General features: G+C 47.9%; 19 protein-coding genes and 1 pseudogene. 12 read left to right on the top strand and 8 right to left on the bottom strand.

The window, feature by feature from the left end:
* The first annotated feature begins 148 nt into the window (after positions 1–148).
* The 3 genes from RMO27_RS17495 (at position 149) to RMO27_RS17485 (ending at position 1,072) form a co-directional block, all read left to right on the top strand.
* Positions 149–340 (top strand): DUF6887 family protein, encoded by a 192-nt coding sequence (locus RMO27_RS17495; RefSeq protein ID WP_309734855.1) that lies wholly within the window; start codon positions 149–151, stop codon positions 338–340.
* A 129-nt stretch (positions 341–469) separates the two neighbouring features.
* Positions 470–808, top strand: a complete 339-nt coding sequence (locus RMO27_RS17490) for a hypothetical protein (protein WP_309734853.1) — start codon at positions 470–472, stop codon at positions 806–808.
* Between the two features lie 3 nt (positions 809–811).
* A complete protein-coding gene (locus RMO27_RS17485) occupies positions 812–1,072 on the top strand; it encodes a hypothetical protein (protein ID WP_309734851.1) in 261 nt (86 codons plus the stop codon).
* Positions 1,073–1,124: 52 nt separating this feature from the next.
* Here the strand turns inward: RMO27_RS17485 and RMO27_RS17480 are convergent, their stop codons facing one another.
* Together RMO27_RS17480 and psbQ are read right to left on the bottom strand one after the other, a co-directional pair.
* The gene (locus RMO27_RS17480; RefSeq protein ID WP_309734848.1) at positions 1,125–2,213 is read right to left on the bottom strand and encodes an FAD-dependent oxidoreductase; all 1,089 of its coding nucleotides are present in this window, start codon (positions 2,211–2,213) and stop codon (positions 1,125–1,127) included.
* A gap of 225 nt (positions 2,214–2,438) precedes the next feature.
* A complete protein-coding gene (gene psbQ, locus RMO27_RS17475) occupies positions 2,439–2,882 on the bottom strand; it encodes a photosystem II protein PsbQ (protein ID WP_309734845.1) in 444 nt (147 codons plus the stop codon).
* Between the two features lie 204 nt (positions 2,883–3,086).
* Here psbQ and RMO27_RS17470 point away from each other — a divergent pair, with 204 nt between their 5' ends.
* The 3 genes from RMO27_RS17470 (at position 3,087) to ureA (ending at position 4,615) form a co-directional block, all read left to right on the top strand.
* Positions 3,087–3,365, top strand: coding sequence for a hypothetical protein (locus RMO27_RS17470; RefSeq protein ID WP_309734843.1), 279 nt, complete (start codon positions 3,087–3,089; stop codon positions 3,363–3,365).
* On the top strand, positions 3,346–4,209 hold the full coding sequence (locus RMO27_RS17465; RefSeq protein WP_309734841.1) for an urease accessory protein UreD: 864 nt from the start codon (positions 3,346–3,348) through the stop codon (positions 4,207–4,209). The genes RMO27_RS17470 and RMO27_RS17465 overlap by 20 nt, the downstream gene beginning before the upstream one ends.
* Before the next feature lie 103 nt (positions 4,210–4,312).
* Positions 4,313–4,615 carry an urease subunit gamma gene (gene ureA / locus RMO27_RS17460; protein ID WP_309734839.1) on the top strand — a complete coding sequence of 101 codons (303 nt, stop codon included), beginning with the start codon at positions 4,313–4,315 and terminating at the stop codon, positions 4,613–4,615.
* Between the two features lie 140 nt (positions 4,616–4,755).
* Here ureA and RMO27_RS17455 read toward each other — a convergent pair whose 3' ends face one another.
* Positions 4,756–4,998: a photosystem I reaction center subunit PsaK gene (locus RMO27_RS17455; RefSeq protein WP_309734837.1), complete on the bottom strand. Its 243-nt coding sequence runs from the start codon at positions 4,996–4,998 to the stop codon at positions 4,756–4,758.
* Positions 4,999–5,133: 135 nt separating this feature from the next.
* On the bottom strand, positions 5,134–5,403 hold the full coding sequence (gene psaK, locus RMO27_RS17450) for a photosystem I reaction center subunit PsaK (protein WP_309734835.1): 270 nt from the start codon (positions 5,401–5,403) through the stop codon (positions 5,134–5,136).
* Positions 5,404–5,533: 130 nt separating this feature from the next.
* Between psaK and RMO27_RS17445 the strand changes: the two genes are divergently transcribed.
* The 5 genes from RMO27_RS17445 (at position 5,534) to RMO27_RS17425 (ending at position 11,036) form a co-directional block, all read left to right on the top strand.
* Positions 5,534–6,172 (top strand): phosphoribosylanthranilate isomerase, encoded by a 639-nt coding sequence (locus RMO27_RS17445; protein WP_309734833.1) that lies wholly within the window; start codon positions 5,534–5,536, stop codon positions 6,170–6,172.
* Positions 6,173–6,290: 118 nt separating this feature from the next.
* Positions 6,291–7,175 (top strand): hypothetical protein, encoded by an 885-nt coding sequence (locus RMO27_RS17440; RefSeq protein WP_309734832.1) that lies wholly within the window; start codon positions 6,291–6,293, stop codon positions 7,173–7,175.
* A 163-nt stretch (positions 7,176–7,338) separates the two neighbouring features.
* Complete coding sequence (locus tag RMO27_RS17435) at positions 7,339–8,799, top strand: HlyD family efflux transporter periplasmic adaptor subunit (protein WP_309734830.1); 1,461 nt, start codon at positions 7,339–7,341, stop codon at positions 8,797–8,799.
* Positions 8,800–8,878: 79 nt separating this feature from the next.
* Positions 8,879–10,045 carry an ABC transporter permease DevC gene (devC, locus tag RMO27_RS17430; RefSeq protein WP_309734828.1) on the top strand — a complete coding sequence of 389 codons (1,167 nt, stop codon included), beginning with the start codon at positions 8,879–8,881 and terminating at the stop codon, positions 10,043–10,045.
* Between the two features lie 304 nt (positions 10,046–10,349).
* Positions 10,350–11,036: a DevA family ABC transporter ATP-binding protein gene (locus RMO27_RS17425; RefSeq protein WP_309734826.1), complete on the top strand. Its 687-nt coding sequence runs from the start codon at positions 10,350–10,352 to the stop codon at positions 11,034–11,036.
* 1 nt (position 11,037) lies between these two features.
* On the opposite strand, the gene RMO27_RS17420 is transcribed toward RMO27_RS17425, so the two are convergent.
* From RMO27_RS17420 to RMO27_RS17410, 3 genes are all read right to left on the bottom strand, one after another.
* Positions 11,038–12,078, bottom strand: a complete 1,041-nt coding sequence (locus tag RMO27_RS17420; protein ID WP_309734823.1) for a tocopherol cyclase family protein — start codon at positions 12,076–12,078, stop codon at positions 11,038–11,040.
* A gap of 32 nt (positions 12,079–12,110) precedes the next feature.
* On the bottom strand, positions 12,111–13,010 hold the full coding sequence (locus RMO27_RS17415) for a homogentisate phytyltransferase (RefSeq protein WP_309734821.1): 900 nt from the start codon (positions 13,008–13,010) through the stop codon (positions 12,111–12,113).
* 131 nt (positions 13,011–13,141) lie between these two features.
* Positions 13,142–13,999 (bottom strand): ROK family protein, encoded by an 858-nt coding sequence (locus RMO27_RS17410; protein ID WP_309734819.1) that lies wholly within the window; start codon positions 13,997–13,999, stop codon positions 13,142–13,144.
* 70 nt (positions 14,000–14,069) lie between these two features.
* Here RMO27_RS17410 and RMO27_RS17405 point away from each other — a divergent pair, with 70 nt between their 5' ends.
* Entirely contained in the window at positions 14,070–14,432 is a 363-nt protein-coding gene (locus RMO27_RS17405; RefSeq protein ID WP_309734817.1) for a putative dsRNA-binding protein, read from the top strand.
* 4 nt (positions 14,433–14,436) lie between these two features.
* Here RMO27_RS17405 and RMO27_RS17400 read toward each other — a convergent pair.
* Positions 14,437–14,660: pseudogene (locus tag RMO27_RS17400) on the bottom strand (dUTP diphosphatase); the annotation flags it as partial.

The following is a 14,660-nucleotide window of genomic DNA, read 5'->3' as shown; positions in this document are numbered from 1 at the left end:
CTGAATGCCAGACATGAAAATACTCGACTCTTCGGCATTCGCATCGGATACAATGTCGCGGCTTCATTTGGTGGCGTGATGGAGCGGGTGAGTAAATTGTAGGCTGTTATTGGGAATCTCGATCGAGAAAGATTATGGAGGTACAAAAATGTCTAAACCTGACTTTCAAGCGATGAATCTTACCGAATTGAGACAATACGTTTTAGCTCATAGAGATAACATAGAAGCATGGGATGAGTTTGCTGCACGTCCTCGCCTTAATGCAGTGATGGTGCCAGCAGATACACCAATAGAAGAACAGGAGCGCATTATCAAAGAGTTAGTAGATAGAAGTAAATAGGATGGGTTCGGTCGGATTGTGTCTCCTGGGTCGAATCGATTTATGGGTTTGACTAGTCGTGCATTAATGTCAAACGCTGAGATTTCTGGTAAAGTGTGAAACGTCATTAAGTTACACTCAATAAAAATTGTGGAAAGGATTCCAAATGATGCCATTGTCGTTCGCGGTGGACGAAACCGCCCAGAGGATATTCGGCGGGGCATTGGAACTCATCCCAGTGGTGTAACCGGAATTTCGGTAGAATGTGGACAAGGGTTATCTGTTGAGGAATTGTGTACATCGATTCCACACGGGCAAGTAGGTATAACCACAGTCGGAGCGATTCGAGCAGCAGGGGGCGATGTCATCCGAACATCTGGCAGAAGTCCACAACATGCAACATTAACAGGTTTAACACCCGATGAGATCGGTCTTCTATTGAATCCGACGATTCCAAAACCATCCCAGCAACTTAGCGAACCGGAGTAGTGTATGAGTATATCTAGAGTTTTTGTTGATTTTCATAATGCTGACGAGCAGGGACGGTTGCGGCTCAACTGTATCGGCACGATTGAAGACTTGTCACGCCAGCACACGGAGCTGGAAAACGGTCAACGGCTGATGTTGTATTGTGAAGATTTAGAAGTTGATGGGGTAGTTCAGTTTTCAGAGGATGAGAAGATCTGGGTTGTAGCTATTGACTGGAATCAGATTAGACAAGTCGAGCAATTAGTCGCTCAAAGCCAAGGTTAAAAGCCTTGGATAAAGTAACTGGAATGGCGATCGTTCAGGATTAAATCGCTCATTAACCAGCCGACAACATATCGCCAATAATTCTGGCGGTGGCAGGAGCGAGTAAAATGCCATTGCGATAGTGTCCGGTGGCTACTAATACTCGCTGATTGGCACCGACTCGATCGATTACTGGTGCCGGACGGTGCTGCGGACGGGGACGCAATCCTTGCCAAGTGCGGATAATTTCACCCTGGGCTAAATCGGGACAAATCTCGATCGCGATTTGTTTGACTTTTTCTAAATCCGCCGCTTGTGCTGTTACTACCCCATCGAGCGGAAATTCGACCGTCGCGCCCACCCAATAATCAGTACCCCCACACGAGACGATATTGACATCTTCACTGACAATTACGGGCTGAAAAGCAGGATTGCCTAATGGTTGTGGCAACCGGATTTGTAAGGCTTGTCCGAGTACGGGTTGAATGTCAATTGGGGCGTGTGGAGCCAGTAAACTAGTGGAGCCTAAACCAGCAGCAATAATGACTCGATCTGTAGTTATTGTCTGTGAGTCAGCAGTTAAAAGCTCGCAGCTTTGGGGGTTATCTGCCTTAATAGAGTCGATCGATCGATCGAAATGAAACTTGACACCATTAAGCTGTGCCGCAGCAACTAGAGCCTTGGTGAGGGCGACTGGATCGACTTGGATATCTTGAGGCGAATAAACCGCCGTACCGCGAAATTGATGATTAATTTGGGGCAATTGGGTGGTTATTTTGCGCGCATTCCACAATTCTAATTGCCACTCTTGCTCGGTACGAGTAGCAATTAATTGCTGCCATTTACTCAGATCTTCTTCAGGTGATAATAGTTTGATAATACCTTGGGAATTATGGGGAATTTTCTCACCTGTGGCTGCTTCGAGTTCGGGAATCAAGGTTTGATAACGCCGAATACTTTCTTTGCGGAAATTCCACGCGCGGCCTTTGACCTTTTGAGAGATAATCCCCATCATCACGCCGAGAGCTGCTCCGGTCGCGGCTTGGGCGGGCTGGTGGGTATCATAAACATCGATCGTACATTCATTAGTCGATCGACTCAGTTCATAAGCAATTGTCGCGCCAATAATGCCGCAGCCGATAATACTAATGCTGGTAGACATTTAAATTAGTTGATAATTGATAATTGATAATAGATCTACTTGTCAGAGCTGGTCGGGCTAATAAATAAAAATCAACAGCTTTAGCATGTTAGCTGGTTTGATCGAACTATTACCTGGACAGCAGTAAGATCGCAGATACACAAGAGTACCCACAAGGTGCATCCCTACCAGCAATAGTGTAGGGGTGCCCCTTGTGGGTACCCTGAATTGTGGCAGTAATAATCCCTACGCTTGCGGAATCAGTTTCTCAAAACTTGCCAAATCTTTGATAGCTTCGCCATAGTTGCGAATTGCCAGCTTGTAGTCGTTATCGTCAGCGGCTGCATCAATTTTGTTGAGATGTTCAAAGATTTCTTTGCTGATTTTTAGAGCTTGCTCTTTGGTGCCAGGTAAGAACTCTCTGGACAAACCAGACATCCGGGTTCTGATGTCGCCCAAGGGGCCATGAATGAAAGATTTGACATTATTCCAATCGCGCTCTTGAATGAAAGCTGCGAGTTCTGGCAATCGATCGGTCAATGCGGCAATATTTTTGCTAGTAGTTTGAATCTGAGTCAATTGGGCGGCACTATAAGTCGGAGCCTTGACTTGAGAACCATCACCACAGCTAACGACGAGGACGGACACCAATACCAGGAGCAGGGAGATCAGCGGACGAAATAGAGACATAATGATCTAATATCTAAAAAAATGGGTAGGAGGTTAATTAAATCGTTGCTCGATAAGATAGGCTTGAGAAGGGTAAGACCCCAGCTACCGCATCGCGCGACCGTGCTAAATTACTGCTATTCCCAGCATACTAGAATTGCCAGGTTGGAGGCAATGCATCTTTAGTCGAACCACTAGATTCACAACTAATCGATCGTCGAGTTCATGTTTAGAGTATTTGCCAAAGATTACGATCGTCAATTCGAGCGATGGACGGATGCCCTGGATGCCGGAAATTCGCTCAAAGCCAAGTGCAAAAGCCTCGCGCGCGATGTGCGGATTTTTGATGGCGAGGAATTAATCTGGATCTACAGTCGATCGCATACCTATCCGATGTATATTGGCGCGGGTGTTTACGACAAATTGGCACGATTATTTCTGTTGGAAAATGCCCCGTTAATCGAAGTCGAAGTGGATGATGTCGATGATTCAACACAGCCCTGACTCTTTTCCTGGTTGGCAAGGACGTTTACAGCTAACTTATCGTCATCAGCAGGGGCAAACGCAAGCCATCGAGCACCAAGGTATCGCACCGCTGAAGGTACAGCGATCGTTTTATCCTGAAAGCACCGCAATCTGTCACAATACGATCCTGCATACCGCTGGTGGGATTGTCGGCGGCGATAAGTTAAACATCGATATCGATCTCCAGTCCCAAGCTCGTGCGGTGATTACCACTGCTGCTGCTGGTAAAATCTATGGGAGTAATGGCGCGATCGCGACCCAAAAAATCGTCCAAAACATCGGCGAACATGCCTGTCTGGAATGGTTGCCACAAGAAACGATCGTCTTTGACAGGGCGATCTTTCACCAGCAGTTACAAGTCAATCTCGCGGCAACAGCAAGTTGGCTGGGCTGGGAGATAACTCGCTTTGGCCGCACGGCGCGAGGGGAAAGATTTACCCATGGCATCTGGAAATCGGCGACCGAAGTTTATCGCCAAGATATGCCGATTTGGATCGATCGACAGTTATTAGTCGGGGATGAGACGATCGATAGTGCGAATACTCTGGCTGGCTATCCGATCGTCGGTACTCTGGCCTGGATTGGGGTAGGATCGTTAGATTCACCCGATCGAATGGTGAGCAAAGATCTTGTCAACTCAGCTCGATCGCTCTTCGATGGCGATCCTCGTAAAATGGGCGTCACCCGTCTGACAGAGGGTCTATTGTGTCGTTATCGCGGCGACTCTACCACCGAAGTCCGTCGCTGGTTTACCGCTGTCTGGCACCTCCTCCGCCACTCATTTCTGGAAAGTCCACCAATTCATTTACGAGTGTGGCAATAGTTTGAATTAGTGAATAGTGGTTAGTGGTTAGCTCAACTAAAATTATCTTGTCCTTCCTAAAGCCTAAAGCCTAAAACCTAAAGCCTAAAACCTAAAACCTACCATGCAGCTTACCCCTCAAGAAAAAGACAAACTATTAATCTTTACCGCCGCTTTGGTGGCCGAACGCCGCAAAGCGAGGGGACTAAAGCTGAACTACCCTGAAGCGATTGCCTATATCTCAGCGGCAATTTTAGAAGGGGCGCGGGATGGGCAAACTGTAGCGGAGTTGATGAACTATGGTAAGACATTGCTCGCGCGCGATGATGTAATGGAAGGGATTTCCGAAATGATCCATGATGTCCAAGTCGAGGCGACATTTCCCGACGGGACGAAACTCGTGACCGTTCACGATCCGATCGTGTAATAGCTCTTGTAACAGCTTAGAGTTGGTGCGTTACGCTTCGCGATAACACACCCTACAGGGATTTCGATCTCACAAAATATCCCTCGACTGAATCTGTAGGGTCATCGAGGGATTGATGTAGCCGAGGCAATCGATTTAAACTAAATGATACCCAGGCGAGTTAGACCGAGTACCGCGCCCGCACCCAGTACATGCCCGAATGAGGCACCACCGAGCACTTGACCTGCTGTGAAACCACCAAACAGGCTGGGGCCAGCTTTTTTAGCACCACCTGCGGCTAAGATGCCTAGTACGGTACCAACGGTCATCACGATCGCGATCGTTGGCGACCAAGTTTGGCTTTTTGGACCGATCTCTGCTAGCAAGAACATCGAATCTAACATGATTTACTCCTAAAATAATAGAACTATTAACAGCTTAAAGTATTTTATCTAGATTGAATGATAACTTTTAGTAACTGACGATCGATTAACCTACCGATCGTCACAACAACATAGATCGAATAAATTTGCGCCTTGTTAAATTATACCGATGTTCGTTAATCCTAGCACTACGCCAACTCCAATTACATGCCCAAAACTCATAGCTGCAAATAGTTCTGGTAAACCAAAGACTCTTGCCGGAATGGATTCATCGTCAGGATTGGCAACTCTAATTTTGCTGCGGAGCCGAACCAAACCGAAGGTAATGGCGATCGCCAACAAGTTACAAATAATCATTAATATTGCGGTTGTCAATCGCCACGGTTCGGTATGCGGAATCGCTGCAATAATTAAGTTATTTAACAAAACAAATCAGACTCTCGCTCGAAACTAATATAGAAATTATTAGTCGATCGGCGATCGAACCCCACAATTCGTTCTAATATTTAATAAATATTAGCAAACATAGAGACCTAGCTGGCTCCTTGAGGTACCAATGCGGATTAAAATTTGTGGCATTATGACGATCGACCAAGGGATCGCGATCGCGCAGATGGGGGCAACGGATTTGGGCTTCATTTGCGTGCCCAGTTCGCCGCGCTACCTCAATTTGACACGATTGGTGGAACTGGTAGCCAAGCTTGGCAGTGTCGCAAATACGGTGGGCGTATTTGCCGATTTCTCGATCGCGACGATTGCTCATGTCGTCACCCTAACAAATCTCAATAGTGTCCAGCTCCACGGGATGGAGTCGATCGAATTTTGCCAGGAATTGCGCCAAGCTCTACCAGCAAATACCGAAATTATCAAAGCATGGCGCGTCCGCAATAGTAACGATCTCGAACTCATCCAAACTTATAGTCCCGTCGTCGATAGTTTGCTGCTCGATGCCTACCATCCCGATGCGCTTGGTGGTACGGGACAAACTCTAGACTGGCAGACCTTAGCAGCATTTACACCACCAATTCCGTGGCTGTTGGCTGGTGGGCTGACACCCGATAATATCCAGATGGCATTGAGTCAATTGCATCCAGATGGCATCGATCTCTCCAGCGGGGTAGAAGTCTCGCCCGGTAGTAAAGATCTAGATTTAGTCGATCGCTTATTTGCCAACTTGCGGAGTAGATTAGGCTAAAATAAAGAGCCAAGTACTAGCAATAATGATTTCGATTCAATATAGCTGCTGCTAGATGACAGTAATCGGCATTAGTTTGAGTAAAATCTAGAGATTTTAGGAGTCAAGAGGCGATCGAATGGATAGTAGCAAAATCATCAATGTCGATACTTCAGCACAGAACCCGAGCCAACCCGGATCGACTGTCGATTTTGCAGACGTCAATCTCGATGCTATCCGAGCGGAAAGTCTAGCGACGATCGAGCAGTTACAATCGATGTTTGACGAAGAATTTCGGATCGATATTGGCGAGATTCAAGACCTGCTTAGTAAATCTTTTCGCCATTTTCTACTGGACAAAGAACAAGAGCGGATGCCCTTTTTGCAGCGGGTGATGACGTCTCACATCGAAAATATGGAAGACGAGCGGGGCTTTCCCCCGCGACATCCAGTACATTGGTTCAAGTCTAGATTAGAATTTAGCTCGACGGGTATTTTGCAATTTGACTTCAAAAAAGATGCTGAACTATTTATTGAGTCAGCTTTAAATCATATTGAAACGGAAATCAAAGACCAATTACTAGCTAGACAACAAGCCACAATTGGGATCGTCGATCGCACTACGATCGCCTTGCGGCAGGAGATTAGCGATCAGATCCAATCCTTGGCTAGGGCGCGGAAGGTAATTAGCAGTGAGTATGTCAATAGCTTTATTCAAACAGAGCGGCTGATAATCAAAGTCATCGATCGCTTTTACTTTGTCAGTATGGGGGAGAGATTCAATCCCAAGCAAGAATTAATTTATAGTGAAGTTTGCGTACGCCCGACGGGGATGTTCGATCGATCGAAGGATAGTGATAAACCCACTCAATTAAAATATGCGATTTCCTGCGATCGATTGCTTGATGTCGTCAATGAATCGATCGCCAGATCGATCGGTCAAATTCAACAACAAACCCAAGCATATCTCAATGATGAATTGACACCGCAAATCGATAAACTATTTCAAGATTTAGCTGTCTAATTAACACACGCAATCAACTATTCACTATTCACTATTCACCAGTCTAAATATCTAATTCGATCCTAGCAACATAGTAGCTTTACTAAACCTATGACCAAAGTCATAACAAATTGATGACCTGGGAGAGTAGTATAAGATCGACATCATCGATTATGCTCAGGTCATGAGAGCTTACCTTGCGTTGACAACTTGTGGATTACTGATCCTTTTATCCGGCTGTGCGGCTGGCCGCACCGAACAACCCACCAAAGTTGCCCCCGCGAAACCCAATGCGGTAGTCGCATTGGGGCGGATTCAACCCAATGGCGAAGTCATCAAACTGTCTGTGGCTAATGCCCAGGATAGTCGGGTCGATCGGATCTTGATTAAAGAAGGCGATTTTGTCAAACAGAACCAAGTCATTGCCATCCTCCAAGGGATCGATCGTAAACAAGCAGAAGTCCGCGATGCGCTAGCCGACGTCAAACTGCGGCAGATCGAACTGGGGAAAGTCAGCCAAGGTGACTTTAAAAAATCGCAAATTACCGCCCAGAATGCCGTCCTCACCAGGCTCCAAGCCCAACTTACCAGTACGCGTACCCAACAATCAGCCGCTCTAGTTGGTGCCAAATCCCAATTCCAAAATGCCGCAGCCAACTATCAACGGCAATTAACAGCAGATCGACAAGGCTTGGGCTTACTCACCGCCCAGGCGAAACTCACGAATGCGGAAGCTGAATATCGCCGCCGCAGCCAATTCGATCGATCTGGAAATAATACCCTCGGCACTCAAGCCAAACTCGCCAACACCCAAGCTGAATACCAACGCAAGCTAACGCTCTATCGATCGGGCGGAATTAGTAAATCCAGCTTGGACAAATCCCAAGAAGAATTCATCTCCGCCCAAGCAGCCGCCCGCGAACGCGGCATCGATACCAAAACCCAACTCGATAAAGCTGGCGAAGATTTAGCAGCCGCCAAAGCCAATCTCCAGGAGAAAAAGCTAGCAGTCACCGCCCAACTGGATAAACTCAAAACCGAACTCTTAACCGCACGGGAAACAGTCAACCAAAAGCAAGCAGAACTAGACCAAACCATCAATACCCTCAATGCTGAAATCGATCGGGAACGCGCCAAATTAGCCGAACTCCGCGAAGTCCGCCCCAGCGATATCCGCCTCGCCCAAGCCCAACTCGAAAAAGCCCAAATTGCCGTCGAGCAAAAACAAGCCAACCTCCGCGACTCAGAAGTCCGCGTACCCGTCGCCGGCCAAATACTTAAAATCAACACCCGCATCGGCGAACAAGTTAACACCACTCAAGGTATCGTTGAACTCGCCCAAACAAATAAAATGTATGTCATGGCAGAGATTGCCGAAATCGACATCAATAAAATTCGCCAAGGGCAATCGGCGTTAATTGCTAGCGAATACAACAGCTTTGCAGGCGAACTGCGCGGCACTGTCTCCCAAATCGGCCTCCAAGTCGGTCGCAAACAAACCCAAGAAGCTAGCGGTAACAATCCTACCACCGATAAAGAAAGCCGAGTCATCGCTGTGAAAATTGAAATTGCGCCAACAGATAGTCCGAAAGTTGCCAAGTTGACGAATATGCAAGTGCGGGTGAGGCTGCCGATTGGGGGGTAGGAAGTTGGGGGTTGGGAGTTGGGAGTTGGGAGTTGGGAGGAGTGAATAGTGGATAGTGGATAGTGGATAGTTGATAGTGATGAAAAAACTTTTTTCGGGGCGGGAAAGGCCGTTGGCTTGGGCGCAATTGTCGCATCAAAAAGTGCGTACGGGTGTGGCGATGGGTGGGATTGCATTTGCGAACGTGTTGATTTTCATGCAATTGGGATTTGTCAATCTTTTTGCTGGTGGTGCCACTTTGTTGCCCAAACATTTAAAAGGAGATTTATTTATTACCAATTCCGAAGCTAAATTGATTAACTCATTTAGCACATTCGATCGCACCCGACTTTATCAAGCAGCCGCCTTTGATGGGATTATCTCCGCCGAACCGCTTTATCTCAAATACGGTACTTGGGCTTATGACAAAGAAACCATCTCCTATGAGACGCGGGTGTTTGCCTACAATCCCCAAATTCAAATCTTCGACTTGCCCGAAGTCACTCAACAACAACCTAAACTGCGCGAACCATTCACAGCATTATTCGATCGATTATCGCGATCTCAACTAGGGCCGATTCCCGCACTCATGGCCACCAAACCAACTACATCCGCGATGTTAAACAATCAACGACTAGTAGTCAATGGTTTATTCAATCTCGGCAGCTCCTTCTTTCTGAGTGAAGGCAATATCATCACCAGCGATCGCACCTTCGCCGAGCTGTATGGCAGCAACGCCCTCGAACAAGTAACCCTCGGTGTCATTCGCGTCAAACCAGGCACCAACCTCATCGCCCTCAAACTCGGCATCGAACAAGCCGTCCCTGGCATCAAAGTACTCACCCATCAAGAACTACAAACCAGAGAACTCCAATTTCAAGACACCAATCCCAGCAGTACAATCTTCAACTTCGGAGCCATCATGGGCTTCATCGTCGGCGTCGCGATCGTCTATCAAGTCCTCTACAGCGACGTCAGCGACCACATCTCCGAATACGCCACCCTCAAAGCGATCGGCTACTCCCAACGCTCCCTCCTCCTCGTCATCTTCCAAGAAGCCCTCTTCCTCGCCGTCCTCGGCTACATCCCCGGCTTCATCGCCACCCTCGGCATGTACCAACTCCTCACCAACCTCACCCGACTAGAACTAATCATGACCGTAAATTTAGCCATCACCGTCTTTATCCTCACCCTAGCCATGTGCTTGATTTCAGCAGCGATCGCCTCCAACAAAGTACGGGCAGCAGATCCGGCGGATGTGTTTTAGGTTGGGAGCGGGGAGCGGGGAGTGAATAGTGAATAGTGAATAGTGAATAGTAACAAAACTAAGTCGCTGCTAAATTCTAGTCCGAAAGCCCCCAAAGGTCGATTGTGCGATCGCCATTACGACCCCCACCCCGATTCACACAGATCGAACCTTACGGAGGGGAGTTTGAGGGGCGGCGTCCCGTCCCCTCAACGGGGGGACTGGGGGTCGGTACCCCCAGATCCGGGTTCTGCCCCCACTAAGAAAACCGCATCAAACAAGTATCGATCGTTTGCCCATAAGCTTAGTACCAAGAGCCGGAAATATGCCAACCCCACCAACGATCGACATCCAAAACCTCCACCATAGCTTCGGCAAAGGCAACCTCCAAATCCCAGTCCTCAAAGACATCAACCTCCAAATCTCCGCCAGCGAGATCGTCATCCTCACCGGACCATCCGGCAGCGGCAAAACCACCCTACTAACCCTGATCGGTGCCCTCCGCTCCATGCAAACCGGCAGCCTCAAAGTCCTCGATCGCCAACTCCTCGGAGCCAAACAAACCCAACTAGTCCAAACCCGCAGCAACATCGGCTACATCTTCCAAGCCCACAACCTCCTCAAAAGCCTCACCGCCTGGGAAAACGTCACCATGCCCCTCAAACTCCATCCCCACATCAAAGATCGCCAAACCCGCGCCATCGCAGCCCTCTCCGCCGTCGGCTTAGGAGATCGCACCCACTACTACCCCGATCTCCTCTCCGGCGGCCAAAAACAGCGCGTCGCGATCGCCCGTGCCCTCGTCGCCCAACCCCAACTGATCCTCGCCGACGAACCCACCGCCGCCCTCGATAGTAAATCCGGTCGCGAAGTCGTCACCCTCATGCAAAAACTCGCCCAAGACCGAAACTGCACGATCCTGATGGTGACTCACGACAACCGCATTCTCGACGTTGCCGATCGAATCATCCACATGGAAGATGGTTGTCTAGTCAGCGACAAAACCACCTAAATCACTTCACCCAACCTCGATCCCAACCGTCGCCACCAACTTCCAAGCCAGCATTATTGCTACTAGCTTTGATAATGGAATCGCCCTGAATCGTCTGGAGATCGATCGATAACACCCCCTTAAGCGTATCGCGACAACACATCACTAAACCCCGATCAGTAGGTGTATTTACCATCGTTCCTGGTAAATCCGTCATCCCAATTAATTCGACCTGAAAATCTTGACTAGTCGCTTGAATGCGCCATTCACCCCAAGGTTGAATTTGCCAACTTATTTGCGAATTCCACGGCACAAATTCATAAAATCGGTCGCGATAATGAATCCCCACCAGCCCCACTTCTTCCGTCATCCACAATACCTTGCGTCGCCCACCACCTGCGGTAATCGCCAACCCCACCGTCTCATCAAAACTATTACAATTCACCCAAAACCACTTCTGCGGAAACGATCGACCCCAATTTTTTTCACTGTAGGCTGGCGCATTGGTAAATTCATAACGCTCGCCCCGCCACTCAATCCAACCTGTCGCCAAACCATGCGCCATCAGAATCTGCCAGCCCGGTTCAAAGATCGGCAAGTACGACAATATCCCCGCTGTGGCTTGTTGCGTTTGCTGGGGCTGTCCCCAGCTATAAACAGGGACGGTATGATAGCACCAGCGACAATCTTGCGAGGGTAAAGCTCCTTGATGAAGAGTTGCAGTAACTTGATAGCCGTCGGTAATAGATCGATCGAATTCATCGATCGCGAGTAATTGCGGTTCTATTGTTAAATTAGTCTCGCCCCAATGTCCTAAACCCAGACCATCTTTAGCCGCCCAAAACTTACGAACATCTGGAAAAGTACAGATTAAATGTTGCTCATTAATCCCCAGTATTTGTGCCGCCCCACCACTGCGATCGCTCTTCCCTAACGGATCTTCAATTGAATACATAAATGCAAATGATTCCCCAATTTTCGGCAAAGTTACCCGAAAATACCACCCCTCAAAAAAATCCGGATCGACACCATTCCAATGATAGCCACTATGCGGTATCTGCAAACCATATTCTCCTAAAACCTAAAATCTAAAGCCTAATTTACAAAGCAAGCAATCGGGAAAATTAAGTATTCCCAGAAAAATAATTTCCAGATAAATTGATAAAAATCCGCGATCGATTCTTTCTGTTCTAAGTCGATATCTTGAGAACGCCACCACAAAAAACCCAGCAAACCAGTATGCGAGATTGCTAGAAACCACGTATTGATACTCCCTGGCATCAATATTCCTGACGCGATCGTGCCGAGATAAGCGATCGTAATTGCCCACCGCGTCAAATTGAAAACTGTCAACTTACCAAAGACAATCGTAAAAGTTTCGATTTGATACTGGCGATCGCCTTCAAGATCGGGGACATCTTTAAACAAAGCAATAGCAATTGTAAACACCAAAATAAATAGCGTCAACACCCAAATACTCGGCGGTACAGTATCTACACCTGTAAATAGTCGATCAAAATGCAAGAATAGTCCTAGATTAACAATACAACCCCTAACAGTCAAAATACAAATTGCAGCGAGTAATGAATATTGTTTGAAGCGAATTGGTGGTAAGGAATAAGCAGTACCGATCGCCAAACTTAGCGCAACAGTCGCAAATAGCCATTTACCTAAAAAGAGTGAAATAGCGATCGCGAGAATACCACTCACCCCGACAATCCATTGACCTTGATTAATCGATAATTTTCCACTAGCCAACGGTAAATCGGGCTTATTGACTCGATCGATCTCGACATCATACAGTTGATTCAACCCGACGATATAAATATTACCTAAGATACAAGCAATCCAAGCTCCTGCAAGTTGGCCGATACTCAGCCAGGAAATCTGACTATGCGTGGTCGCGATCGCGATCGTGTAGAGTGCGAATACACTCAAGCTAGTCCCGATAATCGTATGGGGACGCGAGAATTTCCAGAGCTGTGATAGATACATTGGGAATGTGGGGCGACGGGACTAGAGGACTGGGAGCTAGTTTTATTGTAGGTGAAGAAAACTGTGGTGAATTTCGGTAACGATCGAGCCTTTCGTAAATTATCTGTCACACGACAAATCGATCGCATCGGTCAATCTCGATCAATTCTGCCGGAAATCCTTGCTGCGCCTAACGCGACTAGATCGCTACCATGCGGACTGGTTTGCATCTGACATGCCGCCCAGAGATCCGGTAGGCTATACTTTTGGGCACTTTGAAATGCTGCTTCCAAATAGCCTCGCCACCGCAATGTCCCACCCGCAAGAACGATCACGTCAGGATTAAGGAGATTAATCAGAGTCGCCAATCCCATGCCTAATGCCGATCCTGCCTGCTTGATCGTCTCAAGTGCGACGATCTCACCCCCAGCAACCATACCGTCTAGCACCTCGACGCTGACGCCTAATTCCCTCAAGATTGCCGCACCACTTGCACACTCGTCCAGTGTCCGCCCATCGCCCATCGGCATACTCCCCAACTCTCCCGCCCAGCCACTGGCACCTCGGAAGATCGTGCCATTTATCCAGATCGCGGCACCAATTCCCGTACCCATCACCACAGCGATAACCTTCTGGGGCTGGAGATCTGCGACTACTTGCAGGAGGGCAGCTTCGGCATCATTGAGCGCATAGACGCTGCAAATCGACGACAGAGCGCGCACAGGTTGCCAACCAACTAGTTCTGGTAAAACATCACAAGCAATAACCACACCGTGCCGATCGACTAATCCCGGAATCGCGATGCCGATCGATCGAGGTAGAGTCGGTAAAGTGCGAACGAATCGCTCGATCTCGGCTTGAACATCCGCCGCTGCAAAATCTTTGCCAGTGGCGATTCGATCGCGAATCTGACGATCGCCAACGATTCTCATTCTGAGAGGCTCCGCCAACGCCAGTAGCAGCATTTTTGAGCCACCAATATCGATCCCAACTTGCAGATGCTCGGTCATATCGAATTTATACCTCGATCGAGTATTTTGCCAAAGCTCAAGGCTAGAGGGTGGTTCTCACAACCCAAATTTGTTAAGTAGTACTTTCGAGGCAGTTGTGGGGGCTTCTTATTTAGATGCAGGTTGCGATGTTGAGGCAATTCGTTATTCGATTTACGAACTATTTGATTCTGTGCCTGAAAGAGCTGGCGTTTCTAATTCTACTGGAGATCCAAAAAGTGAATTTCAGGTATTTGTACGGCAGAACACTACAATGTTACCTAAGTATGTCACCGATAGAATAGGTGGCTCGGATCATAGTCCAGAATTTGGATCAAAGGTTTATGTGGGTGAAAAGTTCTGTGGGGAAGGTAAAGGTCGTTGCAAAAAAGATGCCGAGAAACAGGCTGCTGAAGCTGCTTTGGCAAAGTTAAAACAGGATCAATTAATGTAGAGATTTAAACACCTGTATGTCCGAAACCACCCTTGCGCTCGCCCACAGTCGTTAACGCTTCTACCACTCGCTCCTGTGCCACACACACTTCCAGATACATCACCTGAGCGATCCTCGCCCCATGCCCAAACAGATGCAAATCCGCACCATGATTGATTAAGCCAACCCCCACCCAGTCGGGATAGTGTTCGTCTACAATTCCGGGCGCATTTACCACCGTAATCGAAT

It is taken from the genome of Chamaesiphon sp. OTE_75_metabat_556 (assembly GCF_031378165.1).
Classification (GTDB): domain Bacteria; phylum Cyanobacteriota; class Cyanobacteriia; order Cyanobacteriales; family Chamaesiphonaceae; genus Chamaesiphon.
This window is presented reverse-complemented; position numbering and strand designations above follow the sequence as displayed.

Excerpts from the sequence above, each read along its gene's own strand:
- devC (WP_309734828.1), top strand. The coding sequence starts at position 8,879 with ATGAAAAAACTTTTTTCGGGGCGGGAAAGGCCGTTGGCTTGGGCGCAA.
- RMO27_RS17435 (WP_309734830.1), top strand. The coding sequence starts at position 7,339 with ATGAGAGCTTACCTTGCGTTGACAACTTGTGGATTACTGATCCTTTTA.
- RMO27_RS17410 (WP_309734819.1), bottom strand. The coding sequence starts at position 13,999 with ATGACCGAGCATCTGCAAGTTGGGATCGATATTGGTGGCTCAAAAATG.
- psbQ (WP_309734845.1), bottom strand. The coding sequence starts at position 2,882 with ATGTCTCTATTTCGTCCGCTGATCTCCCTGCTCCTGGTATTGGTGTCC.
- RMO27_RS17415 (WP_309734821.1), bottom strand. The coding sequence starts at position 13,010 with ATGTATCTATCACAGCTCTGGAAATTCTCGCGTCCCCATACGATTATC.
- RMO27_RS17495 (WP_309734855.1), top strand. The coding sequence starts at position 149 with ATGTCTAAACCTGACTTTCAAGCGATGAATCTTACCGAATTGAGACAA.
- RMO27_RS17425 (WP_309734826.1), top strand. The coding sequence starts at position 10,350 with ATGCCAACCCCACCAACGATCGACATCCAAAACCTCCACCATAGCTTC.
- RMO27_RS17455 (WP_309734837.1), bottom strand. The coding sequence starts at position 4,998 with ATGTTAGATTCGATGTTCTTGCTAGCAGAGATCGGTCCAAAAAGCCAA.
- RMO27_RS17470 (WP_309734843.1), top strand. The coding sequence starts at position 3,087 with ATGTTTAGAGTATTTGCCAAAGATTACGATCGTCAATTCGAGCGATGG.
- ureA (WP_309734839.1), top strand. The coding sequence starts at position 4,313 with ATGCAGCTTACCCCTCAAGAAAAAGACAAACTATTAATCTTTACCGCC.
- RMO27_RS17465 (WP_309734841.1), top strand. The coding sequence starts at position 3,346 with ATGATTCAACACAGCCCTGACTCTTTTCCTGGTTGGCAAGGACGTTTA.
- RMO27_RS17440 (WP_309734832.1), top strand. The coding sequence starts at position 6,291 with ATGGATAGTAGCAAAATCATCAATGTCGATACTTCAGCACAGAACCCG.
- RMO27_RS17480 (WP_309734848.1), bottom strand. The coding sequence starts at position 2,213 with ATGTCTACCAGCATTAGTATTATCGGCTGCGGCATTATTGGCGCGACA.
- RMO27_RS17445 (WP_309734833.1), top strand. The coding sequence starts at position 5,534 with ATGCGGATTAAAATTTGTGGCATTATGACGATCGACCAAGGGATCGCG.
- RMO27_RS17485 (WP_309734851.1), top strand. The coding sequence starts at position 812 with ATGAGTATATCTAGAGTTTTTGTTGATTTTCATAATGCTGACGAGCAG.